This is a genomic window from Streptomyces sp. NPDC020996, from assembly GCF_040641355.1.
In the GTDB taxonomy this organism is placed as follows: Bacteria; Actinomycetota; Actinomycetes; order Streptomycetales; family Streptomycetaceae; genus Streptomyces.
Genome location: NZ_JBFADM010000066.1, coordinates 1 through 21,435, shown reverse-complemented (window position 1 = coordinate 21,435; position 21,435 = coordinate 1). Strand labels below are relative to the sequence as shown.

Annotated in this window: 17 protein-coding genes and 5 pseudogenes; 12 read left to right on the top strand and 10 right to left on the bottom strand. The window is 72.3% G+C overall.

Going from position 1 to position 21,435, the window contains the following annotated elements; genetic code table 11:
* Positions 1–232: 232 nt before the first annotated feature.
* The 3 genes and pseudogenes from AB0G63_RS32510 to AB0G63_RS32500 form a co-directional block, all read right to left on the bottom strand.
* Positions 233–3,502, bottom strand: a complete 3,270-nt coding sequence (locus AB0G63_RS32510; RefSeq protein WP_360757678.1) for a toll/interleukin-1 receptor domain-containing protein — start codon at positions 3,500–3,502, stop codon at positions 233–235.
* Complete coding sequence (locus AB0G63_RS32505; protein ID WP_360757740.1) at positions 3,499–3,834, bottom strand: hypothetical protein; 336 nt, start codon at positions 3,832–3,834, stop codon at positions 3,499–3,501. The genes AB0G63_RS32510 and AB0G63_RS32505 overlap by 4 nt, the downstream gene beginning before the upstream one ends.
* Before the next feature lie 854 nt (positions 3,835–4,688).
* Positions 4,689–4,871: pseudogene (locus tag AB0G63_RS32500) on the bottom strand (helix-turn-helix transcriptional regulator); the annotation flags it as partial.
* 193 nt (positions 4,872–5,064) lie between these two features.
* On the opposite strand from AB0G63_RS32500, the gene AB0G63_RS32495 reads away from it, so the two are divergent.
* The 8 genes from AB0G63_RS32495 (at position 5,065) to AB0G63_RS32460 (ending at position 12,398) form a co-directional block, all read left to right on the top strand.
* Positions 5,065–6,141, top strand: coding sequence for a hypothetical protein (locus tag AB0G63_RS32495; RefSeq protein ID WP_360757675.1), 1,077 nt, complete (start codon positions 5,065–5,067; stop codon positions 6,139–6,141).
* A complete protein-coding gene (locus tag AB0G63_RS32490; protein ID WP_360757673.1) occupies positions 6,138–6,692 on the top strand; it encodes a hypothetical protein in 555 nt (184 codons plus the stop codon). The genes AB0G63_RS32495 and AB0G63_RS32490 overlap by 4 nt, the downstream gene beginning before the upstream one ends.
* 140 nt (positions 6,693–6,832) lie before the next feature.
* Positions 6,833–7,465, top strand: coding sequence for a hypothetical protein (locus tag AB0G63_RS32485; RefSeq protein WP_360757670.1), 633 nt, complete (start codon positions 6,833–6,835; stop codon positions 7,463–7,465).
* Positions 7,466–7,503: 38 nt separating this feature from the next.
* Positions 7,504–8,889 carry a hypothetical protein gene (locus AB0G63_RS32480; protein WP_360757667.1) on the top strand — a complete coding sequence of 462 codons (1,386 nt, stop codon included), beginning with the start codon at positions 7,504–7,506 and terminating at the stop codon, positions 8,887–8,889.
* Positions 8,886–9,755: a hypothetical protein gene (locus tag AB0G63_RS32475; protein WP_360757665.1), complete on the top strand. Its 870-nt coding sequence runs from the start codon at positions 8,886–8,888 to the stop codon at positions 9,753–9,755. Before AB0G63_RS32480 ends, AB0G63_RS32475 begins: the two co-directional genes overlap by 4 nt.
* A complete protein-coding gene (locus tag AB0G63_RS32470) occupies positions 9,752–10,273 on the top strand; it encodes a Pycsar system effector family protein (protein WP_360757662.1) in 522 nt (173 codons plus the stop codon). Before AB0G63_RS32475 ends, AB0G63_RS32470 begins: the two co-directional genes overlap by 4 nt.
* Positions 10,274–11,131: 858 nt before the next feature.
* Positions 11,132–11,710, top strand: a complete 579-nt coding sequence (locus AB0G63_RS32465; protein ID WP_360757659.1) for a restriction endonuclease — start codon at positions 11,132–11,134, stop codon at positions 11,708–11,710.
* Positions 11,711–11,723: 13 nt separating this feature from the next.
* A complete protein-coding gene (locus AB0G63_RS32460; RefSeq protein ID WP_360757656.1) occupies positions 11,724–12,398 on the top strand; it encodes an isochorismatase family cysteine hydrolase in 675 nt (224 codons plus the stop codon).
* 344 nt (positions 12,399–12,742) lie between these two features.
* Here the strand turns inward: AB0G63_RS32460 and infA are convergent, their stop codons facing one another.
* Both infA and AB0G63_RS32450 read right to left on the bottom strand, forming a co-directional pair.
* A complete protein-coding gene (infA, locus tag AB0G63_RS32455) occupies positions 12,743–12,967 on the bottom strand; it encodes a translation initiation factor IF-1 (RefSeq protein WP_360757654.1) in 225 nt (74 codons plus the stop codon).
* A pseudogene (locus AB0G63_RS32450) lies at positions 12,964–13,500 on the bottom strand (GNAT family N-acetyltransferase); the annotation flags it as partial. The pseudogene AB0G63_RS32450 and the gene infA, both read right to left, overlap by 4 nt.
* 461 nt (positions 13,501–13,961) lie before the next feature.
* On the opposite strand from AB0G63_RS32450, the gene AB0G63_RS32445 reads away from it, so the two are divergent.
* Positions 13,962–15,236, top strand: coding sequence for an MFS transporter (locus AB0G63_RS32445; protein WP_360757651.1), 1,275 nt, complete (start codon positions 13,962–13,964; stop codon positions 15,234–15,236).
* A gap of 117 nt (positions 15,237–15,353) precedes the next feature.
* Here AB0G63_RS32445 and AB0G63_RS32440 read toward each other — a convergent pair whose 3' ends face one another.
* Positions 15,354–15,617: a hypothetical protein gene (locus tag AB0G63_RS32440; protein WP_360757648.1), complete on the bottom strand. Its 264-nt coding sequence runs from the start codon at positions 15,615–15,617 to the stop codon at positions 15,354–15,356.
* Between the two features lie 155 nt (positions 15,618–15,772).
* Here AB0G63_RS32440 and AB0G63_RS32435 point away from each other — a divergent pair, with 155 nt between their 5' ends.
* Positions 15,773–16,714, top strand: coding sequence for an SDR family oxidoreductase (locus AB0G63_RS32435; protein ID WP_360757734.1), 942 nt, complete (start codon positions 15,773–15,775; stop codon positions 16,712–16,714).
* A 39-nt stretch (positions 16,715–16,753) separates the two neighbouring features.
* Here the strand turns inward: AB0G63_RS32435 and AB0G63_RS32430 are convergent, their stop codons facing one another.
* Together AB0G63_RS32430 and AB0G63_RS32425 are read right to left on the bottom strand one after the other, a co-directional pair.
* The gene (locus tag AB0G63_RS32430) at positions 16,754–17,593 is read right to left on the bottom strand and encodes an SAM-dependent methyltransferase (protein WP_360757732.1); all 840 of its coding nucleotides are present in this window, start codon (positions 17,591–17,593) and stop codon (positions 16,754–16,756) included.
* Between the two features lie 326 nt (positions 17,594–17,919).
* Positions 17,920–18,415 (bottom strand): annotated as a pseudogene (locus AB0G63_RS32425) (HAD hydrolase-like protein); the annotation flags it as partial.
* A gap of 331 nt (positions 18,416–18,746) precedes the next feature.
* Between AB0G63_RS32425 and AB0G63_RS32420 the strand changes: the two are divergent.
* Positions 18,747–18,927 (top strand): annotated as a pseudogene (locus tag AB0G63_RS32420) (ISL3 family transposase); the annotation flags it as partial.
* A gap of 36 nt (positions 18,928–18,963) precedes the next feature.
* Here AB0G63_RS32420 and AB0G63_RS32415 read toward each other — a convergent pair.
* Positions 18,964–19,404, bottom strand: a complete 441-nt coding sequence (locus tag AB0G63_RS32415; RefSeq protein WP_360757645.1) for a MarR family transcriptional regulator — start codon at positions 19,402–19,404, stop codon at positions 18,964–18,966.
* A gap of 151 nt (positions 19,405–19,555) precedes the next feature.
* Here AB0G63_RS32415 and AB0G63_RS32410 point away from each other — a divergent pair, with 151 nt between their 5' ends.
* The gene (locus AB0G63_RS32410; protein WP_360757729.1) at positions 19,556–20,956 is read left to right on the top strand and encodes a DHA2 family efflux MFS transporter permease subunit; all 1,401 of its coding nucleotides are present in this window, start codon (positions 19,556–19,558) and stop codon (positions 20,954–20,956) included.
* Here AB0G63_RS32410 and AB0G63_RS32405 read toward each other — a convergent pair.
* A pseudogene (locus AB0G63_RS32405) lies at positions 20,953–21,167 on the bottom strand (IS110 family transposase); the annotation flags it as partial. The gene AB0G63_RS32410 and the pseudogene AB0G63_RS32405 sit on opposite strands and share 4 nt — an antisense overlap.
* Positions 21,168–21,435 lie beyond the last annotated feature (268 nt).

Here is a 21,435-nt window from a genome sequence, read left to right as displayed (position 1 = left end):
GAAGCACACGAATTCGCACGTCGCTCCCTCCTGTTATGCGGGCACCCGTGAGGTCCCCCCTCGGCTCCCCCGGCGACCACGCCGCGGGCCACCAGGCTGCGCCGATGAGGCCTGCCACCGCGACGTTCCGTGCCAGGATTCGAGCAGGTTCGAAGGTACGGCGGCCGCGCGGCCCGGCACCGGACAGTGGCAGGGCCTCGAGACGACCGTGGACGTGCCGGACCACGAGCGCTCAGGGCGCGGGCTTCTGGAGATCGTCCCGGCGCTTCGTCGCCTCGGCGTGGATCGCGGGGGCGTCGGGCAGGCCGGCCCGTTCGTGCAGGACCGCCTGGGCGAACAGGGCACTGGTCAGCGCCGCTTCGTGGCGGCCCCCGAGCGTCGCGGCCTGCGCGCGCCGCAGCTCCACGGAGGCGTCGATGGCCTCGATCATGCGGTCGGTGGCCCCCTCTACGTGGCTCGCCGCCGCGGCGCGGGTGTGCAGCGCCCCCGCCAGCGCCTCGGCGTGCGCCTGCTCGTCGAGATCCCCGAGCGAGCGGTAGACCGCCACGGCGTCGGCGGCGGTCTGCTCTGCGTACGGCCACTGCTTCGCCCGCGCGAGCAGCGCCGCGAGGTTGCCCAACGCGTGCGCGAGGTCCGCCGGGCGGCCCTCCGGGTCGGACCGGCGGATGCGGACCGCCTCGACGGCCGCCGCCAGCGCCTCCTTGAGATTGCCGGCCGCGCCGTGCCGGGCGGCCAGCGTGGTGAGCGCGACGGCCAGGCGCGGCCGGTAGACCCCGTGCAGGGCCTCGGCCAGGCGCCGGTGGGCCTCCACCGCCTCCACCGCCGAGGCGAGCGCCTCGGCGTGCAGTCCGTTCGCGGACTGCACGATCGACAGGTTGACGAGCGCCGAGGCCAGCCGGACGCTCGGGTTGGAGGCGTCCTCGGTGAGTCCCGGGTCGGTCTCGACGAGGCCGCGCAGCAGTTCCACCGCCTCCACGACGGGGGCGAGCGCCTCCGCGCGCCGGCCCGCCCTGGCCAGTGCGGACGCGTGGTGGTTCAGTGCCTCGGCGTACTTGAGCAGGTGTGCGTCGGGGTTCTGGTCGGACAGGCGGCGCAGCACGTCCACGCAGCGCGCGGAGACCGCGCATGCCTCGCCGGGATCGCCGAAGCGTTCCCACTGGAGCGCCAGGTTGCCGAGGGCGGTGGCCAGTTGCGCCTCGTACAGCACCGGACGGTCGGCGGCGAGCCCTTCGAAGATCCGTACGGCCTCCCGGCCGGCCGCGAGGCCCTCGGCCCGGTGGCCCCGCTCGGCGAGGTCGGCGCCGAGGACGTCGAGCGAGAGCGCCAGCTCGGGCAGGTAGACATCGCTCTGCTCGCACAGCTCCCTGCGCACCTCGACGGCGCGGCGGATCGTGCGCAGGCCCCGCTCCCGCTCGCCCGTCTCGTCGAGCATGACGGCGAGGCTGTGCAGGGCGCGGCCGAGGTCGGCCAGATGCGTCTGGCGGCTGTCCGCCGCGAGCTGCTCGAAGAGCCCGGCCGCCTCCTCGGCCGCGCGCAGGCCTTCCCGGCGGCGCCCGCTGCTCTTGAGGTGGTAGGTGTAGCGCAGCAGCAGGCGGGCGGTGGCGGCCGGGTTGACGGACGCGTGCCGTTTGACGTTGTCCAGGGTGAGTTCGCTGGCGAGCACCGCCAGGTCCGCGAGGGCGACGCTCTCGTCGGGCAGGTGGGTGAGGACCAGGCGCACGGTGTGGTCGTCGTCGTGCGCCTGCAGGGCGTCCAGCAGGGTCCGGGCGAAGACGCGCGGATTCTCCAGCTGGGGTGCGACCTCCATGCCCAGGGGCAGCATGCGGTCGATGTCGTGGGCGAGCAGCGCCGTGACGGTGCGGGCGGCGACCGGGTGGCGTACGGCGGCGCGGCCGAGGACGGTCAGCGCCCGGCGGGCCTGGCCGTCGTCCAGCCCCGGCAGGGGGGCGGTGGCCACCTCGGGGAGGGAGGCCAGGACGCGCGAGACGTGTTCCTCGCCGAGCCGGTCGGGGCGCAGGGGGTGCAGTCCGGGGCCACCCTGGAGGACGGCCGAGGCCCAGCGCAGATGGCGGCGCCGGAGCGGCACGGACGCGTCCTCGAAGGTGGGGGTGTCCGACAGCAGGGCGAGCGCCCCCTCCTCGGTGCCGGCCCCGAAGAGGGTCGCGACCGCGATCAGCGCGTCCGCGTGCAGCGAGGTGTCCTCGGGGAGCCCGTGGACCGCCAGCAGCCGTCTCCAGTACCGGCGTTCGTGGGCGAGCACCCGGGCCACCGGGTCGGGTGAAGCCGAAGGAACGCTGCCCAGCGGCTCGTCCTGTTCGAGCAGCGCGACCATGGCGGCGGCGTGCACGTCCAGGATCCGGTCGTAGCGGGCGGCGCACAGGTCGGCGGGGACCACGGCGGCCTCGGGGCGGGTACCGGCCAGGTGGGCCGAGAACTCCTGGGCCGCGCCGACGAACTCGGCCTGCCGCTGCGCCGCGGACGGCACCAGCGGGGCGAGCCGGCGTTCCGTCATGGCCGCGAACAGGACGGCGATCCGGTCGTCGGCGTGCTCGGCGAGCGGGCGCTGCCACTCCCCGCCGGCCCGGCTGAGCAGCAGCAGACGCACCGGCCCGGCGCCGGCGTCGCGGCGTACGCACTCGGCGGCGAGGACGAGCAACTGCTCGGCGCGGGCCTCGGCGTAGTCGAGGACCAGAAGGAGGGGCGCGGTGCAGCGGGCCAGCACGGCGAGGTCGTCCGGTGCGCAGGACTCGTCGACGAACCCCGCCAACCAACCCCGCTCGGCGGCCTGCCGGCACAGGTGCAGGGCGAGACGGGTCTTGCCCTGGCCGCCGGGCCCGGTGATCAGGCGTACGGCCGATCCCGCCGGTTCCTCGCACCAGGCGTGGAACTCCTCCTGCTCGGTCTCCCGGCCGTGGAAGGGGACGACGCCGTACTCGGCGCGCAGCAGCATGCTGGGGACGGGCTCGGGGGGCAGTTCCTCGGCGGGCAGCAGGACGCGGTGGGCGAAGGTCTGCGGGGTCAGCACCGCGAGTTCCGCGAAGAGGCGGTCCAGTCGCAGGTCCTGGTAGTGCATCCGCAGGTATTGGCAGCGTTCCAGTCTGGCGAGGTCGTCGGGCAGTTCGGCGGCCGAGGGCATCCGGATGCGCCGTCCCCGGTCGACCAGGACGGGGACGACAGGGATCCCGTGCTGGAAGGCGTGGGCGAGTTCGCGGCGGACCCAGTCCTTCTCCAGATGGATCCGCGGGGCGCCGTGGGCGTCGGTGACGGTCAACCACTCCGGTCCGATCAGGGCGATCAGGACGGAGGAGCGGGTGAGGCCCTCGGGGAGGGCTTCGGTGAAGTCCTCGGACAGACGGATGGAACTGCTGGCGAAGAACACCTGCTCGTCACCGAACCGGTCGGCCAGAAGGCGGTGCAGCAGCGCCGCCTCCGTCTCGCAGTCGCCCACCCGGTAGTTGACGAAGATGCCGGTGGGCACGGGCACGGGCACGGGCGCGGTCATGCGGCCGTACGGCGGGACGCCTGGCGGCTGACGACGGGCAGCAGCTCCGCGACGGCCGGGTGCCGGCGGTGCCGCGACAGGGCCCGGACACAGCCGCGCAGGTCGGTGCGAAGGGTGGCGGAGTCGAGGCCCGGCGCGACCGTGAGGACGTCGCGCAGCGTGGCGCAGGCCCGGTCGACGTCGTTGGTGCCGAGCGCGGCGAGCGCGACCCTGACCTCGAACCGGGCCCGCGCCCGGTGCGCGTGGGCCGGGATGCGGCGCGCCTCGGCGCCCAGCAGGCCGAGCGCCTCCTCGTGGTGGCCGAGCACCTGGAGGCACCAGCCCCTCGCCATGGCGGCGGGATCGGCGACGTGCCGGGTGCCGTAGTGACCGCTCCCGTGACCGGCGGCGTAAGCGGCGCCGGACGCGGCGGCGAGGGCGGCCCCGTCGGGAACCGACCCGCGGCCGGACCCGGAAACGAGCCTTGGACCGAACCCGCGACCGAACCCACGGCCGCACCCGCGACCGAACCCACGGCCGTGGCGGAGAGCGCCGTGCCGGAAAGCGCCGTGCCGGACAGCAGGCTGTACGCGTCGTCGAGCGCGCGGCGGCAGCGGAGGTCGTCGCCGCTGAGGGCGTGGCCCTGGGCCAGGCGCAGCAGCGCCCGCACCCGGGTGGCCGGGGAGGCCGTGAAGCCGGCCGCGGCGGAGGCCAGTTCGACGGTGGCAGCGCCGTCGTCGCAGTAGAGGGCGAGCAGGGAGCGCCGCAGGACGGCGTTGGCCTCCATGTCCGGTGAGCCGACGTGCCGGGCGAGGGAGGCCGTGGTGCGCGCCCAGCCGAGGGCGGACCGTTCGTCGTCGGCCTCCTGGCACATCCAGGCGATGAACTCCGCGTAGCGGCCGGCCAGGGACAGCAGATGCCCGGCCTCGGGGCCGCGGGCGTGCGCCGCCATGTCGCGCAGGGCCCGCACCTGTGCGGCCGCGCTCTCCAGCACGGCTCCGGGGCCGGCGCTTTGCGCGGTGGTCCGCAGCCCGTCGAGGACGGTGGTCAGCGCCGCGACGACCGGGGTGGCCGCTCCGGCGGACAGGGTGGCGGGCAGTGCGGGCAGGGCGGCCTCGTCGGGTAACGCCGCCGCGGGCGCCGACGTTCCGGGCCCGCCCGCGCCTCGCGCCGCGTCGTCGGTCCGGCCCGCGCCCAGCGCCGCGAGGAGGCTGCCCCGGGCGCCCAGCGCCGCGTCACAACTCGCCGCCAGTTCCCGGGTCGGTGTGCGCAGGCCGTTCTCCACCTTGCTCAGGTGCCCCGGAGAGTAGTGCGTCCGCGCGGCGAGATCCGACAGCGACCACTGCCGTTCGCCCCGGTACCGGCGCAGTCGCGTGCCGAAGGATTCCACGGTGCGCTCCAAGGTCTTGCCTGTTGCCGGACCACCAGGCTAGCGGGCAACCCCTGGGCACGCGTGCGGTATCGGCCCATCCTGGGAGGACTGTCGATCACGGCCGGAGGGTCGCGCGGGCGGGAGCCCGCCGGACGCCGGAAACCTGCCATCGGCGTTGATCACCTCCGACACGGCGAAAGGCGGAGCCGGCATGCGAGCGGGAGCACGGACCCCGGCACCGCGGCGCCCGGAAGGCGCCGAGGGGAACAGGACGCCCATCCGGGACCAGGACTACGTCCTACTGAAGGACGGCCGGATCCTGGCGGTGCACGGCCACTGCCACCCGCCCGGACACCTGGTCGGGGAACTGGCCTTCGTGCCGTCCGCGGCGGGCGGATACGCGCTGTTCGGGTCCCGGTACCGCAAGGCGTACGTGGCGGACGGGCGGGGGATGTCCGAGCGGGAGCGGGAGCTGGTCCGCTTCCCGACGGGCACCTGCTTCGACCACGCGCACCCCTTCTCGGCGAAGTCGATCGTGCCGCTCTCCCAGGTCGACCTGCACCTGTCCGCCGTCGTCGACCCGCGCACCGACACGGTGCCCGGATCCTTCCTGCGCCGCTACGCCGAGTCCCATCTCGCCGAGCTGGCCCGCGTCCTGGGCGACGCACTGCCCGCCGGTCCGCTCGGACTCACGGGATCGGCCCGCCTGCTGCTCGGGGACCCCACCGTGTCGAGCATGCACGACTACGACGTGGTGTTCGACGTGGGCCCGGAGGCGGCCGTCCGAATCACCCGCCGCCTGTCGGCCCACGGCCGCGCCCACCCCGAGGCCCGGCTGCGCGAGCACGGCAAGGACTGGCGGATCCGGCTGCGCACCGGCGCGGGCATCCTGTGCCCCTTCTTCCGCTACGAGGACCCCGCCGACGCGCCCCTCACCGGCCTCACCGCCGCCCGCACGCTGCTGCGGAACGTGACGGTGAGCGGCCGGGTGGTGGCGGACGCGCACAGCGCGTATCTGCCGACCCTGCTCGGCCTTGTACCCGAACAGGTGTCGGCCGCGCTGCCCGGTGAGGTGGCCCGCCGACTCCCGGTCCTCGTCAGCCACATGCGTGACCGCGGCGACTTCCAACGGGGCGACCGGGGCACGTTCACCGGGGACCTCTGCCATCTCGGCACCCCGGCAGGCGACTTGGTGGTCCTGTCGGTGGTGGACGGGGCGGACTCACGGCTGGACGACCCGCCCTGGCGGCTCCCCGCCAGCCCCGCGCCGACGGCGGCCCGCCGATGACCCCGCTCTCCCCGGACCTGGCCGCGCGGGCCTGGCGACAGGCGGTGGCCGACGTCTGGGGCGACCGCTTCGGGGCGGTGGAAGTCACATGCGAACAGGTCGGTCTGCATTCGCTCCGCAGCGTGATCGAGCTGGTCGCGCCCGGCCCCTACACGTCGGCCCAGGCACTGCTACGTGCGTTCACCCGCGCCGGGATCGCCCCGTACCGGCCCGTCATCGCCGGGCCGCCGCCGGACGGCACGCTGCTGCTCGGCCCGCTGGTCGAGCGTCACCCGAACGGGTTGCTGATCCTCGACGGGGTCCACCGCTGCCTGGCCGCCCTCCGGCAGGGTCTGGGCACCGTGTGGGTCTCGGTGCTCACCGCCGAGACCCATCCGCCTCCGGCAGGATCGCCCGTGCCGCTCACCGAGGTCACGCCCTCCGGCTCGGTGCGCACCCGCACCCCCTTGTTCCGGCACAGCGGCAACCCTGATTTCCGGCCGACCGACGTCTTCCTGTCCCGGGCGCAGTCCCGCGCCCGGCGGGAGATCGAACGCCTCCGCGGACCCTAGAGTGCGACCGCAGACCGCAGACCGCAGACCGCAGACCGGACCGCAGATCGCAGACTGCGAAACCACAGACCGGGAATCGCAGAACGCGAACGCCCTCGCGGACCGCGGAGACCATCGAACAGAAAGCAGAGAGTGACCCCATGACCAACGCTGACTACTCCTGGGACCGGGACTCGGACCTCAACGACGAACGCCTGGACGCCGCCGTCGTCCCCCAGCGGTACGCGCTGACCGCCCCCCAGGTGGTCGTCAACAGCGCCAAGCAGATCCTCGTGGTGGACCCGCACCCGGCCGGCACCTGGGACACCTGGATGTTCCCCTACGCGTCGCTCATTCTCACCCGCGACGAACTGGCCGCCGCCCCGGACGGCCCGGACGACGGCAGCCGCCCGATCCTGGCCCTCACCGAGGGATCCACGTTCCGCGCCCTCTCGGACGCTTTGGAACAGCTGCGCGTCGGCCGTCAGGACGCCTACGTATCGGCCATCCAGACCGGGGTGAACAACGTCATCGCCGACCTGAACGGCACCTGGAGCGGGACGCCGTTCTACACGAACTACTCCCTCAAGTTCTCCAAGACGTCGAACAGTTACACCGCCTACGAGTTCAGCTACTTCCTCAACCGCGTCGCCGCGCTCGATCTGGAGCTGCCGCACGTGTGGATCGAGCCGTCCCGGCTGGCGGAGGAACTCGCCCGGTCCGAGACGCCGTTCGGCCGCAAGGTGTCGTCCAACGTGGCGGACGCGCTGCCTGCCATCCGGTCGAGCATCTGACCCCCGGCGGGCCGTGAGGGTGAACAGAGAGTGAGCAGATGACCTACCAGGTCCTGACCGACGAGAGCCCGGGGAAGATGCCGCTCCCGGTGCCCCCGTCACAGGTGTGGATCATCTCGACGCTGGAGATCGCCGTCTCCTGGCAGGACGACCACCACCTGATGCTCGTCCACCCGAGCTATCCGCTCGCCGGACAGCGCAACAGCCCGCCGCACGACGAGGGGTACTGGGCGCCGCCGTTCGTCGCCTACCCGGTCCCGATCGAGTTCTCGCCGCCCACGACGGCCGGATCCCTGCTGCAGCTCGCCACCGATGCGGCGGGCCGCATCGACATCGAGCGGGACCTCAACCACCTCGCCTACCAGATGGGCCTGCGGGACACCCAGCTCCGGCGCCGCAGTCCCTTCCTGGAGCTGAAGGTGTCCCCGCGCTCCCCGAGCACGGTGAAGGCGTACTACATCCTCCGGCACGGCCTGGTGGGCGTGGACGCCTCCAGTTCCCGCAACCTCGCCGACCCCGAGCAGCGGCGCGGCTACGTCTTCCTGCCGCTGCGCGGGTACCTGACGGCGACGGAGGTGCGTCCCGGCGAGGAGCACGGCCGCAGCGAGCGCTGGTTCCTCGGCAAGCCGCTGATGAGCAACGTCGAGTACGTCCTCCAGGAGGAGATGCGCCGGCTCGTCATCAGCGAGGAGGGCCTCGACGTACCGCCGGAGCTGTTCCACCGCAAGGAGCGCGGGGTGCTCTGCGTGGTGGACCTCGCCGGATACGGGACCGCGCTGCGGTACGCGTTCGAGCACATGCACACCTTCTCCACCACGGCGGACCGGGCGCAGGACGAGTTCCGCAGGCAGGTCGCGCACGAACTGCACACCATGCTGGGCGACCTCGGCACCACCCAGGCCCAGTTCGCGGGCGACGGGTTCGTGGCCGCCTTCCCCGAGCGGGCGTTCACGAACACCACCGCGCTGATCACGAACATCGTCACCCGCTGGGAGGCCCTCGTGGGCCTCATCGAGCGGCTCAACGGCTCCATACGCGCGCCCGAGAAGCGCGTGGGCACCCGCATGGTGCTCCACCAGGGCGACTACAGCTACGGCCGGATCGCCGGCGCCCGCAGTTTCGCCGCCGCCTTCGACGGCACCGCGGTGATCGAGGCGGTCCGGCTGGAACAGGGGCTGGCGACGGCCTCGAAGGAGAGGAGTGCACCCATGTTCGCGTCCCTTCCACGGCGATCGCATCTGGTCGCGGTGAGCGGGCAGCTCGCTGAGCAGGTGAAACCGTCGGAGTCGGGGTCGCCGTTCGGTGCCTGGACGGCACTCGGCGAAACGTCCCTGACCGCCAAGGAGTACGAGGGCGACGCCTTCGTGTACCAGGTGCGTACGGCGGAGACCGAGCGGCCGTCCCCGGCGGGGGAGACGCGGTGACCCCGACCCCGGTCGGCGACCCCGCGGCCGTACCCGTACCCGTGCCGGTCCCCGTCCCCGTGTCCATACCCGGACCGGGCCGTGAGCCCGCGCACCTGCGCTTCCTCGACGAGGCGGCCGCCGCGACCGGGGACCTGCTGGCCGGCACGGTGGCCGCGATCCGGGCGGGCCGGCTGGGCCGCGGGCTGTGGCACCCCACCGGCTTCGCGACCTTCGAGATCGCTCAGGTGCCCGCGCTGGGCCTCGTCCGGGTCCACTTCTGGCCGGACGGGCTCCGCCGGGGCCTGCCCGGCCACCCGTCCATCCACCAGCACTGCTTCCGCCTGTACTCCCGCGTCCTGGCGGGCGAGTACCGGGAGTCGCAGTACGGGCCCGTCGACCCGGGCCCGCACGACCCGCGCGAGGTGCCGTCCGGCGCGCGGCGCCTGCGCGTCTACGAGGTCCGGCCGACGGGGGTGATGGGCAGGGACGAACTGCACGAGACCGGCGAGGACCTCGACGTGGTCCCCACCCTGCGCGCCGCCCGCTTCCCGGCCGGGACCTGGCACGAGGTCCCGGTGCGCACGTTCCACGCGACGCCCATCGCGCGCAACCGGTTCTGCGCCACACTGGCGGTGCTCAGCCTGCCGGTCCCCGGGGCCGCCGACGTCCTGCTCGGCCAGCCGGGCGGGGGTTCCTCGGTCAGCGTGCGGCGCGTGGTGAGCGACGGGGAACTGGAGCTGATCCGGCGCCAGTTCATCGCCGCCACAGACTCGGCCGCGCCGGTCCCCGCCTCCCCGGTCCCCGCCTCCCCGGACCCTGGCTCCCCGGACCCTGGCTCCCCGGACCCTGGCTCCCCGGGCCTCGCCTCCCTGGACCCGCGGTGACCGGCCCGGGACCGGAGAGCGCGGAGTTCCGCGCCTACGCGGACCGGCTGCTGGCCGACGCCCGCAACGAGGTCCGGCAGGCCGACGCCAAGGCGTCCCTGCTGCTGGCCGGGGCGGGGGTCGCCCTCGGGGCGGCTCTCTCCGCAGCGCTCAGGGGCCGGGTGTACGCCCGGCCCATGACCGACACTGTCGCCTGGCTGTGGTGGGCGGGCCTGTGCGCGGCGGTGGCGGGGGTGACGCTCCTCGGCTGGGCCGTCTGCCCCCGCACCCGCCGCACCACGGCCGCCCCGGCGCACCTGGTGAGCTACTTCGGCGATGTCGTCACCCGTCCGAAGGAGACGCTGGAGGACCGGCTCGTACGGACGCTGCGGACCCCGGGAGCCTCCGTCGTCGACCAGATCTACGAGGTGTCGAAGATCGCCGCCACCAAGTACGCCCTCATCCGGCGCGCACTGCTCCTGTTCGGCACGGCGGCCGTCCTCTGCGCCGCCGCCCTTCTGGTGGGCCTGCCCGGATAGACAGCAGGATCCGCCCCCCTGCTACTGCCGCCCAGGCAGCCGGCGCCCTCGCTCGTCCTGCGGGGGTTCGCCCGGAGTGAACAGCTACGAGCCGCGTTGCTTAAGGGCACCCGGCGGGCGCTGCAGCTACAGGAAGCGGCTCTGGCGCAACGCCGCGACCGCACGCGCGTACCTGTCCCAGACCCAGACACCGGACGGTGAGCCCTGTGACCTCTTCACCGAGGTCCTCGAGGTCCTGGCCGAGGGTGGCATGAACGTCACCGCGACGGCGCCGGCTCGGTGTGAGGGGAGCGATTCGGTAGCCGAGCGGTCCCGGCGGCGGGCTGCGCTCCCGGACCTGGGCACCGGGAATGGCGGGTGCTGCCAGGGCTGCTGGCTGCGGACTGCGGACTGCGGACTGCGGACTGCGGACTGCGGACTGCGGCCCGCGGACTGAGGGCTGAGGGCTGCGGGCCCTGGCCCAACCTGCCCGTTGAGGCCTCACCGCCACCACGTCGAAGGACGCTCACGGCTGCGCGCGGCCCCAACCGCGTTCCGCAACTGGTGACATGTGGGGCCTGTGCCCTACCTGGCTGGGGAGCGGACAGGCTCCCTGCCGTTGCGACGGCGTGCGCCAGGCTTGCCGAGGTCAAGCCGTCATGGGTCGGTCGTGAACTGTTCGAGCGGGGGAGCAGCGCGTCGGGGTCGTCGCGTCTCGGGCTGCCGCGCTCGGCATGTCCTCAACCAGTTCAGGGGTAGCCCTGGCGGGAGGAACCGACAAAGACAACGCGCCGGGACAGCCACCCGTCAGGGCGCTGGATGGGCGGCCCGACGGTTGGGGAGCAACAGGTCAGCAGAACGCGGAAGGGGGACCCGCTCATGGGGACAGTGCTGCTTGCTGTAGCAGCCGTGGCAGCCGTCGGGGTCGTCGTCGCCAAGTTGGTGAGCGCCGGACGGCACGAGGCGCAGGCGGAGCAGGCCCGACTGGCCGAGGACGCGCGCCGCCGAGCCCGCCGGTCATTGGACGCCGTCTGGTCAATGGACGACCGGCAGTTCGAGGAGTACGTCGCCGATCTGTGCCGCCGGGACGGCTGCACCGACGTGAAACGGGTCGGCGGCGCCGGCGACCTCGGGGCCGACGTCACCGGCCTCCTGCCCGACGGCCGCCGCTTCGTCATCCAGTGCAAGCGCTACGCCAAGCACCGCACGGTCGGCAGCCGTGACATCCAGACCTTCAACGGCACCGCCCGTGCCGAACACGGCGCCGACACTCCCGTCTTCGTGGCCTCGTGCGTCTTCACCAAACCCGCCCGTGACTTCGCCGCCAAGCACCGACTGGTACTCATCGACGTCAACCTGCTCGGCTTCTGGAACAGCGGCACCGCGCTGACATCGTTCCTGGACCTGGACATCGGCAGGTCCGGCACCAACCGAAAACTCCGCCCGGACCACGAATGACAGGAATCCCGTCGTGACCGAGAACGAGGCCCGCACGCATGCCTGGCACATCGAGGACCGTGAATACCGGCGCCAGGAGCAGCGCCGCGGCCGTCGGTTCGCCTACAACAGCCTCCACCCAGCCCGGACCGTCCTGGTGGTGGTCGACATGGTGCCGTTCTTCGTCGACGCCAACCCCTACTGCCGCGGCATCGTGCCGAACATCCAAAGCCTCGCCGACCGGCTGCGCGCGGCCGGCGGAACGGTGGCCTGGGTACTGCCCGCACGCACCGAACGCACCCCGGTCGGCGACGAGTTCCATGGCCCTCAAGCCGCAGAGATGTTCCGCCACTCCGGCGGCAGCGGCCCGCTCCCGAAGAGGCTGTGGCGCGAGTTCACCGTCAGCGCCGGCGATGTCCTGGTGGAGAAGTCCGCACCCAGCGCCTTCTTTCCCGGCCGCTGCTTCCTGCCCGAACTCCTGCACAAGCGCGGGATCGACACAGTGCTGGTCACCGGTACGGTGACCAACGTGTGCTGTGAGTCCGCAGCCCGCGACGCCTTCACCCTTGGGTACCGGGTCATCATGGTCGCCGACGCGAACGCCGCCGCCCGCGACCAGGACCACAACGCGACCCTCCACACCGTCTACCGCTCCTTCGGTGACGTACGTCCGACAGCTGAGGCGCTCGCCCTGATCGAAAACCGCTGAGCGCTGCGGACAGCCGCAGCGGACCTAAAAGCGCCCGCTTTGAGCAGTACGTCGGCAAAGGGGGGAACCTTTTCCCCCTACAAGGGCTGCGCCGGCCATGCTCTACTCACCTGGACTGTCACGACGCCCGCGTAGCCGCCCCCTCAACAACGAGCGGACCGAGGCCCGCCTACACATCCGCGCGTCGCCTGGCAACTGCTGCCCCCGCAGCTGTGGTTCGGCCCGGCCCAGACCTGCTGGCGGTGGCCGCCGCGGCCGTGCGAGCCGTCATCCGGGCCCCGGTCACGGAAACGCCGTGACCGGGGCCCGGGGGGATCAGCCACCGTAGAAGGCGCCGACCGCCGCTAGTTCCGGTACCGGAACACGATCCGGCCGCGCGTCAGATCGTACGGCGGCAGTTCCACCAGCACTCGGTCTTCCAGCATGATCTTGATGTAGTTCTTGCGGATCTTCCCGCTGATGTGCGCGAGCACTTGGTGGCCGTTCTCGAGCTCCAAGGTGAACATCGCGCTGCGCAGGCACTCGACGACCTTGCCCTCGACCTCGATGACGTTCCTGTTCTTCGTCATCGCACCAGCTCCAGGTCGCTGCTCATCGGCCGGGCGCCGATGCCCTCGAACAACGCCGAGGCTGCTTGGTTGGACTCCTGGACCTCGGTCCAGGCCGCGGCGAACCCGGAGCGGTGCAGCGTACCCTGCGCGTGGGCCAGCAGCGCCCGCGCGATGCCGCGGCGCTGCTCGACGGCCCGGACCGCGACCAGCCCGATGCGCGGCCGCTTCACCGTCACCACCCGGATCAGACCCAGGTAGCGGTCCGGCGCCGCGGCCACCGCGTACTTCGTCGGGTCGACGATGGTGTCGCCTTCGGGGCGGGGAATCACCTCCGCGGGCATCGACTGCCACCCGACGGTCGCCTCGACCTCGTCACGGACCGCGCGGTCCACCGCCCGCAGCAGATTCTCGTCCGTCTGACCGGCGGGCACGATCGTCACGCCGGAAGGCGGCAGGACCGCTCCGAGCCCTGTGGCCCGCGAGTCGGTCGGCACGTCGTACTCCCACTCGCGGCGCCGGATCGTGAAACCGGCCCGCCGCCAGCCGGCCGAACGTCAGCCGCCGGACCGTGACGCGTTGAGGGAGCACCCACGGGTAACTGTGTTCACGGGGCTCACCTCCCTACGACGACTTCACGGTCCACCGCGAAAGCAGCAGTGGGGCGCCGCCTCGCTCAAACCATTTCCGACGAGGGAGCGCGGGCGTTGGCGTGTTCTCCTGCGGTGGGACACACCATCCTGCTGATCTTGCGGAGTCCTGCGGCACACTCGAGCCACCGGCCCGGTCGAGCGGCTGTGTACCGGCGTCCCGATCGCTCCGCTGGACGAGCCGACTTGTAACCAGGGAGGGGATGTCGGATATCTCACCCACCCGGCCCGTCAGTGCACGGTCTGGCTGCTGCCCGGCAGAAATCCAGGTGACCGGTGACCACGGTCCTCCTTAGGATCGGGCGCTGCACATCTTGTCCCTCCGCCCCCCCGATCGGCCGCTCGTGAGATCCCTGATTCCTCCTGTGCTGCGCGAAGAGCCGCAGTTCGCCCGCCTGTTCATCGGGCAGTCCCTGTCCGTCCTGGGCGACCGCGTGTCCTTCGTGGCCGTGCCCTTCGCCGTGCTCTCGGTGGGCGGGTCGGCCTCCGACGTCGGAGCGGTGGCGGCCGCGGGCCTGGTGCCCATGCTCCTGTTCGCCCTGGTCGGTGGCGTGTGGGCGGACCGCTTCCGGCGGCACCGCATCATGCTCGTCTCCGACGTGGTGCGGTGCGCCGTACAAGGGCTGACCGCCCTACTGCTGCTGACCGGCGTCGCCGCCGTACCGCATCTCGTGCTGCTGATGATCGTGTTCGGAACCGCGGACGCCTTCTTCATGCCGGCGTCCACCGGGCTGATGCCTCTGGTCGTCGGGCCCGAACGGCTGCGGGAGGCCAATGCCCTGCGCGGGTTCGTCCAGTCGGCCGGGCTGGTACTGGGCCCGGCCCTCGCCAGCGGCCTGGTCGTGCTGGCCGGACCCGGCGGCGCCCTGGCCCTGGACGCCGTGACGTTCGCGGTCAGCGCCGCTTTCCTGGCCCGGCTGCGACCCCGAAGCGCGGCGGCCGAGACGGCGGGGCACAGCGCCGGTGCATTCCTCGGGGAACTGCGCGCCGGCTGGGTACAGGTGCGCAGCCGCACGTGGGTGTGGTCCGGCATGGCGGCCATGGCGGTCTACCACGTCGTCGTCCTGCCGTCGGTGTTCGTGCTGGGACCCGTCCTGGCCGATCAGGAGTGGGGCGGTGCCGCGAGCTGGTCGGTCATCACCGCGGGCTTCGGCATCGGCTCCGTCGTCGGGGACGTCTGCGCCTACCGGCTCACGGCCAGGCGTCCCATGGTGCTCGCCGCCGCGGCGCTGGCCGTGGCCTCCTGCCAGGCGATCGTCATCGGATCCGGCGCCCCGGTCGCCCTCATCGCCGTCCTCGAAGCGGTCACCGGCATTGCCGTCTCCCTCTTCTTCGTCACCTGGGAGACCGCGCTGCAGACCCACGTGCCGGAAGCAGCCCTGTCCCGCGTGAGCTCCTACGACTTCCTGCTGTCGGCAGGCCTCATGCCGCTCGGCCTCGCACTGGCCGGCCCGGTGTCCGAAGCACTCGGCGTCCGGCCCACCCTGTACGGGATGACGGTCATCGCCGTCCCCGCCGCCCTGGCGCTGCTGTGCGTCCCGGCCGTACGGCGTCTCCCGGCGCAGGCGTCACCCGTCACGGCCGCTGACGGCAGTGGCAGCGGCAGTGCCCAGTTCGCGCCGGAGGCCGGTCTGCCGTAGAGGGGGGCAGACCCGAGGCGGATGCGGGGGAGAGGTGCAGCCCCAGTGGCAGGCCGCCCGGTGTCGCCTCGCGCTGGACGTCGTACCGCGACGCGCTGCGGGGCAGGGTCCGTCAGGTCAGCGGACCTGGCCCTGAAGGAACTCGCTGAGGGCCGTGCCCGGCCGGAAGACCGGCGTGCCGTCGTCGCTGCGGAAGCTGCCGAAGCTGCCCACGGACACCGTCTGACCGCTTCGCAGGGCTTGGGCGATCGCACCCGGGCGTTCGACGGTGCCGAAGACGGCATCGAGTACGCGCTCGATCTCCTCCGGCGACAACCCGCCGTCCTCGTCGTGCCTGCCGAGGTTTTCAGCGGCCGTCTTGATGAGCCGTGCCTTGTCCATGAGCCGTACCCGTCCTTGTGTCGGAGGAGGACAACACTCCTCTCAGCATCGAGTCGCCCGCCCTGCGGCGCACGTCGGGCAGCAAACGGGTGTATTCCGGGTATATCGGAAAGAAGATCGTGCAGAACAAGCAAGTCACGAGAGCCGAGGCCCGCATGCGCCACACCGCCCGCACCGCCACAGACAGGCTCACTGGGGACACACCGCTCCAAGGCCGCGTGGCCGCCGTGACGGGAGCGGCCCGCGGCATCGGCGAAGCCCTGGCGCGACGCCTGTCCGATGCCGGGATGCGTGTCGCGCTCCTCGGCCGTGAAGAGGAAAGCCTGTGCCGGGCGGCTGCCTCCCTGCCCACCCGGAGCATCTGCGTCGAGGCCGACGTCACCGATCAGACCGCGCTCGACCGTGCCGCCCACCGGGTGGAGGCAGAGCTCGGCCCGGCAAGCGTCGTCGTGGCCAACGCCGGCATCGCCGTCGGCGGACCCTTCAACCGGACCGCGGCCGACCTGTGGAAGCGCGTCATCGACGTCAACCTGGTCGGAGCCGCCAACACCGCCAGGGCATTCCTGCCCCAACTGACGGAAACACGCGGCTACTTCCTCCAGATCGCCTCCACGGCTGCCTTCGGCTCCGCGCCGATGATGAGCGCCTACTGTGCCTCGAAGGCGGGCGCAGAGTCCTTCGCGCGAGCGCTGCGTGGTGAAGTCGAACCCGACGGTGTGGGCGTCGGCATCGCCTACCTGCACTGGACCGGCACCGACATGGTCAGCAATATCGACGAGCACCCCGTTCTCCGCGCCCTGCGACGGAACCAGCCTTGGTTCGCCCGCCGGGTGCACACCCCGGCGCAGGTGGCCGAGTGGCTCACCACCGGCATCGCCCACCGCGCCCCCCACGTCTACGCCCCGCCGTGGCTTCGCTGGTGCCAGCCTCTGAGGCCCCTGTTCCCGGCCGCGGTGGCCAGCATCACCCGCCGAGAACTGCGTACGCAGTCGCAGGCAGACCTGGCTGCCGACGTCGGTGTCATGGGTGTCGGCGGGCGCGCCGACTGGAAGGCGCATACGTCTACCGGACCCGCGCGGACCCGTCGACACGAGTAGGGCACCGCGAAGCGGCCTGGCACGGCCCCTTGGAATGGATCAGCCAGGGAACCGGGAGGCGGTCTGCCGACGGACCGCCGAGATGAGTCCGCCGGGCCGCTCCTCGCGCCGCGGCGGGGTGCTGATCGGGCGGCCGTAAGCGGCAGCGCGCTCGCGCAGGGTGTGGCTGTCGGCCTCCCAGCCGTGCCCGGCCAGCCAGCCCACCGGATCGTCAGGCATCTCCGACACCCACATCGACGCCGCCGATCCTGGCACGGCGTCCGCGCCGAAGCGCTCGATCACGCCGCGCGAGCCCAACGTCAGCCCCATCCGGCTGCCTGCCGCCGACTGCGCGCCGATCCGGGCCAGCAGCAGTTCCACCGCGTCCTCGGGCAGATAGATCAGCAGTCCTTCGGCGATCCACACGGTCGCCGCCGCCGGGTCGTGCCCTGCGGCGGCCAGCGCGGCCGGCCAGTCCTCACGCAGATCCGCCGCGACGGTGATCCGCTCGCAGAGTGCGACGGCCCGCTCCCGGCGCAGCACCGAAGCCTTGAAGTCCAGTGGCGCGGCGGTGTCGACCTCGAACAGCCGGGTGCCCTCGGGCCAGTCCATCCGGAAGGCCCGGCTGTCCATGCCGGCGCCCAGCAGAACGACCTGCCGGATCCCGGACGCGACGGCCTGCCGCAACAGGTCGTCGAGGAACTTCGTTCTGATGACGACGGAGAACGCCACGGCCAGCCGGCGGCGGCGCGCGGCCTCGCCGTCGGGCTGCGGCGGCGAGGAGGGCCACAGGCCACCGACCGCGGCGAAGGCCTGCGCCAGTGGGTCGCGGAACAGCGCGTCCTCCCGCTCGGTCTCCAGCGCCCGCACCCTGGCCACCCCCACCGCCGTGGCCCACACTCCCGACGGCTGCACCCACTGCTGCTCATCAGTCACCGCGCCAGCCTAGGTGATCGACTCCAAGCGGCCTGATGAATCGACGGCGACCGTGAAGAGCCCGAGGCCGTCCGACCGACACGCAGGCGAACCAGCGTGACTCGAAGAGCGCGATGGGGGAACAGGAGGAGAAGCCCTGAACACACGAAGGGGTGCGCGGTGCGGGATGCCCGGGCCCCCGCCGGAGGAGAGGCCACGATGGCGCCCGACCGAGCACTCACGGACGGCCGTCTCGAACACTCCGGGAACATCCCGCGACGGTGACGGCGTCACGCGCCGCAGGCCGCTGCGATGACCAGGCAGTCTCCCGGCTCGGCTCGGAGTTGCTCGGAGGCCGGCAGATACGGGACGGGAGACGGCTTGCCCTCCTCGACAGCGGCCGTGTGCACGATCACGCCCGGCACCGGCAAGCCCGTCCGCAGGAAACGGCCGCGGACCCGGTGCTCGTAGTTCCAGGGCACCAGCGCCCACGACTTCAATGGCAGGCCGTGCATCAGCTCCGACGCGCCGTCGAGGCCGTGCAGACGCCGGATCGGACGTCTTCGTCCTTCAGCGCATGCAGCGTGGCCAGGCCCTCACGCGGGTCTCGGTCCGCAGCGACCTGGGCGAACGTCTCCATCGGCCGCGTCCGCAGAGCACCTGGTGGACCTCCTCCGCATCCAGCCCGTACCGCTCCACCCAGGTTCCCCAGACCTTGCGCTGGTTGCTCACCGCGTCGATCAACGTGCCGTCGACGTCGAACAGGACATGCTTCGTGCGGACCGGCCGCGTAGGTTCACTGGACACTCGGTCAGGCCCGCGCCCGCCAGCAGCTTCGCCGCGCGGCCGGCGGCTTCCTGCACGTCCGTCGCTGCCTGCCACGGTCGAGCCCATGACCCGCTCCTCCGACGCCGCCGGAAACGACGCACCGGTATGCATCGCGCGAGCCATGGACAGATCGCGGACCGTGTTCCACGGCCCAGCGACATGCATGCGGTCAGACAAATCACTCGACGGCAGCAACCGGGGGATGCGGGGGAGTGTCTGATCAACGGGTCTGTTCCGTAGCCGGTGGTGACGCTGCGGTGCCTGGCTGCGATCACGAGGTGCGGGCGAGGTCAACTCTCCCGCGAATGTGGTGTTTTCCGGGCGATCGGCGTTGATCATCGAGGATGTGGTGGATGGTGGACGATGGTGAGGTGGTCCGGGTGACAGCCCGGACACGGGATGTCCCGGTGCCGTGCCCGGTGTACGGGGTGCCGACCGCGAAGGTGCACGGGTATCACCGGCGGGCGGTGGCGGACGTGGGCCCGGTCGATCCTGACGGGCCGGGACGAAGCGGCCGTCCCCCGGGATCAGTCCTGTCCGGCCGTCGCCTCGCGGACGACGGCCAGCAGGGCCCGGAACCGGGCGCGGTCCTCGGCGCTGAGCCCGGCCGTCGCCTCCGCGAGCGCGAGCCGGTCCACCTCCTCCGCCTCACGGTGGCACGCGCGGCCCGCGTCGGTCAGCCGCAGCAGGAAGGCGCGCCGGTCCTCGGGGTGACGCACGCGCTCGACCAGACCGTCTCGTTCCAGGCTGTCGACGATGCTGGTCGCGGTGCGCGCCGCGACGCCCGTCATCTCGCTCAGGTCCCGCATCCGCAGAGGACGTTCGCTGCGCGCCAGCATCCGCATCGCGCGCAGCCGCGCCACCGATGCCCCGCTCGTCCTCAGCCGGGCCTCCACGAAGCGGCGCAGCCGGTACGTCGTGTCGTACAGCTCGTCGATCAGGACGTCACTGCTGCCCTGCACTGCCATGTGCCGCTCCCCGTCGCGCGTTCCGCCGTGAAACCGATTCTATGAGCACCGACATAGTGAGTATGCTCAGCATGTGTCGCAGTCTCCTTCCTCCCGCTCCCGCAGACCGCCGCGCTCCCTCCGGCTGAGCCAGCGGCTGGTCGTGCCCGTGATGTGCGTCAGCGTCACCTTCATCGCGATCGTCGACGGGGCGATCACCACGGTGGCGCTCCCCTCCATCGCCCGGCAGTTCCAGCTGACGACGGCCGCCCTCGACGGGGTGGTCGTGGCCTACACGGTGTGCCTGGCCATGACGATCCCCGCCTCCGCCTGGCTCGTCGAACGCTTCGGCGGCAAGCGCGTCCTGCTCACCGCGCTCACCGCCTTCCTCGGCTCCTCCCTGCTGTGCGGCCTGGCCGCCGACCTCGTCCAGCTCGTCGCCTTCCGCGCGCTCCAGGGCCTGTCCGCCGGCGTGCTCTTCCCGGCCTCCGCCGCGCTGCTCTTCGCCACCTTCAACACGTCCGACCAGGTGCGGATCTCCCGGTACATGATCATCCCGCAGCAGATGGCCCCGGCCGCCGCCCCCGTCCTCGGCGGCCTGCTCGTGGACCACCTGTCCTGGCGCTGGGTCTTCTACGTCAACGTCCCGGTGGGCCTCCCAGTCGTCCTGTTCGGTCTGCTCTTCCTGACCGGGCACCGCGGCAGGCTCCCCGGCCGCTTCGACCTGACAGGCCTGCTGCTGAGCGCCGCCGGCCTCGGCGCCGCGATGTTCGGGATATCCGAAGGCCCCAACCGCGGCTGGTCCTCCGCCGCCGTGCTCGTCTCCCTCGCCCTCGGAGCGGTCCTGCTGGCCGCCACCGCCGTCCACCAACTGCGCGCCGCCGAACCGTTGCTGAAGCTCCGCCTGTTCGCCGACCGCCTCTTCCGTGACACCAACCTGATCAACCTGGTCGGCCTGATCCCGATCCTCGGCGCCATGTACCTCGGCCCGCTCTTCCTCCAGCAGGCGCAGGGCCGCACCGCCCTGGAGTCCGGCACCAGCACCTTCCCCGAGGCCTTCGGCGTCCTGCTGACCGTCCAGGTCGCCGGAGTCCTCTACGCCCGTGTCGGCCCGCGGATCATCATCGGGTGCGGCATGGCCGGCGTCGCCGCGGTCCTCGTGCTGTTCGCGACCTGCGACCAGGACACCGGCCTGTGGACGTTCCGCGTCTACATGTTCCTGCTCGGCATCGCCATGGGCGGAGTCTTCATGCCGACGACGGTGGCCTCGCTCGCCAACATCGACCGCCACGACCTGGCCCAGGCGTCCACGCTCAACACCGTGGTACGCCAGACCGGCGGAGCCCTGGCGCCCGTCGCGGTCACCACCGCCCTCGTCCTGAGCACCCCCGCGTCGGCGGCCGCCGACCCGCCGGTCTCCGCCTACCAGTACACCTACCTCGCCCTGGCCGCTCTCGCGGCGGCGACCGCGGTCTTCGCCTTCACCCTCCCGGACGCCGCAGCCCGCGCCGCGGCCCGCAGCACCGCCGCGAAGGCACCCCGGCCCGCCGCTCACCGCGAGATCGCTCCCTAAGGCTGGTGTCGAGCTGTCACAGTCACCGACGGTGTCACTTCGCAGCACCGCGGTCACGAATCGGAGCCCGGATGACGCTGACGCGTCGGCGGGCGAGGGCGATCACCGCCTGGACGTGCTGAATCCCCGTGGCGCGTTTGCGGTCATGAAAACCCCGCGAGTTCCGGTCGAATGGGACGCTGACCAGTACGGACGTGGAGAAGACAGTGCGGGGCGGAGCCGGGGGTGGGTCTGGCTGCCGAGACGGTGGGGCCGGCGGCCTCGTACGGACGGCTGTCCCGCGAGGAGTCGGGTTCCCCGCCGCCTGCGGACACCGGGGGTACGGCGGTCTCGGTCCCGGGGTGCACCGTGTGTGGTTCTCCCCGGGTGGCCGGTGATCACCGGCCACCCGGGGCGGGTCGTGCTTATTATCCACAACTGAAACAAAGTGACATACCAGATGTAGGGCTATGGCGGCAGCAGCAGCGATATCGAGCGGG

What these genes read in the sequence shown, in the direction of transcription:
- AB0G63_RS32510 (WP_360757678.1), bottom strand. Translation starts at nt 3,502, where the DNA reads ATGACCGCGCCCGTGCCCGTGCCCGTGCCCACCGGCATCTTCGTCAAC.
- AB0G63_RS32505 (WP_360757740.1), bottom strand. Translation starts at nt 3,834, where the DNA reads ATGGCGAGGGGCTGGTGCCTCCAGGTGCTCGGCCACCACGAGGAGGCG.
- AB0G63_RS32495 (WP_360757675.1), top strand. Translation starts at nt 5,065, where the DNA reads ATGCGAGCGGGAGCACGGACCCCGGCACCGCGGCGCCCGGAAGGCGCC.
- AB0G63_RS32490 (WP_360757673.1), top strand. Translation starts at nt 6,138, where the DNA reads ATGACCCCGCTCTCCCCGGACCTGGCCGCGCGGGCCTGGCGACAGGCG.
- AB0G63_RS32485 (WP_360757670.1), top strand. Translation starts at nt 6,833, where the DNA reads ATGACCAACGCTGACTACTCCTGGGACCGGGACTCGGACCTCAACGAC.
- AB0G63_RS32480 (WP_360757667.1), top strand. Translation starts at nt 7,504, where the DNA reads ATGACCTACCAGGTCCTGACCGACGAGAGCCCGGGGAAGATGCCGCTC.
- AB0G63_RS32465 (WP_360757659.1), top strand. Translation starts at nt 11,132, where the DNA reads ATGGGGACAGTGCTGCTTGCTGTAGCAGCCGTGGCAGCCGTCGGGGTC.
- infA (WP_360757654.1), bottom strand. Translation starts at nt 12,967, where the DNA reads ATGACGAAGAACAGGAACGTCATCGAGGTCGAGGGCAAGGTCGTCGAG.
- AB0G63_RS32440 (WP_360757648.1), bottom strand. Translation starts at nt 15,617, where the DNA reads ATGGACAAGGCACGGCTCATCAAGACGGCCGCTGAAAACCTCGGCAGG.
- AB0G63_RS32435 (WP_360757734.1), top strand. Translation starts at nt 15,773, where the DNA reads ATGCGCCACACCGCCCGCACCGCCACAGACAGGCTCACTGGGGACACA.
- AB0G63_RS32415 (WP_360757645.1), bottom strand. Translation starts at nt 19,404, where the DNA reads ATGGCAGTGCAGGGCAGCAGTGACGTCCTGATCGACGAGCTGTACGAC.
- AB0G63_RS32410 (WP_360757729.1), top strand. Translation starts at nt 19,556, where the DNA reads ATGTGCGTCAGCGTCACCTTCATCGCGATCGTCGACGGGGCGATCACC.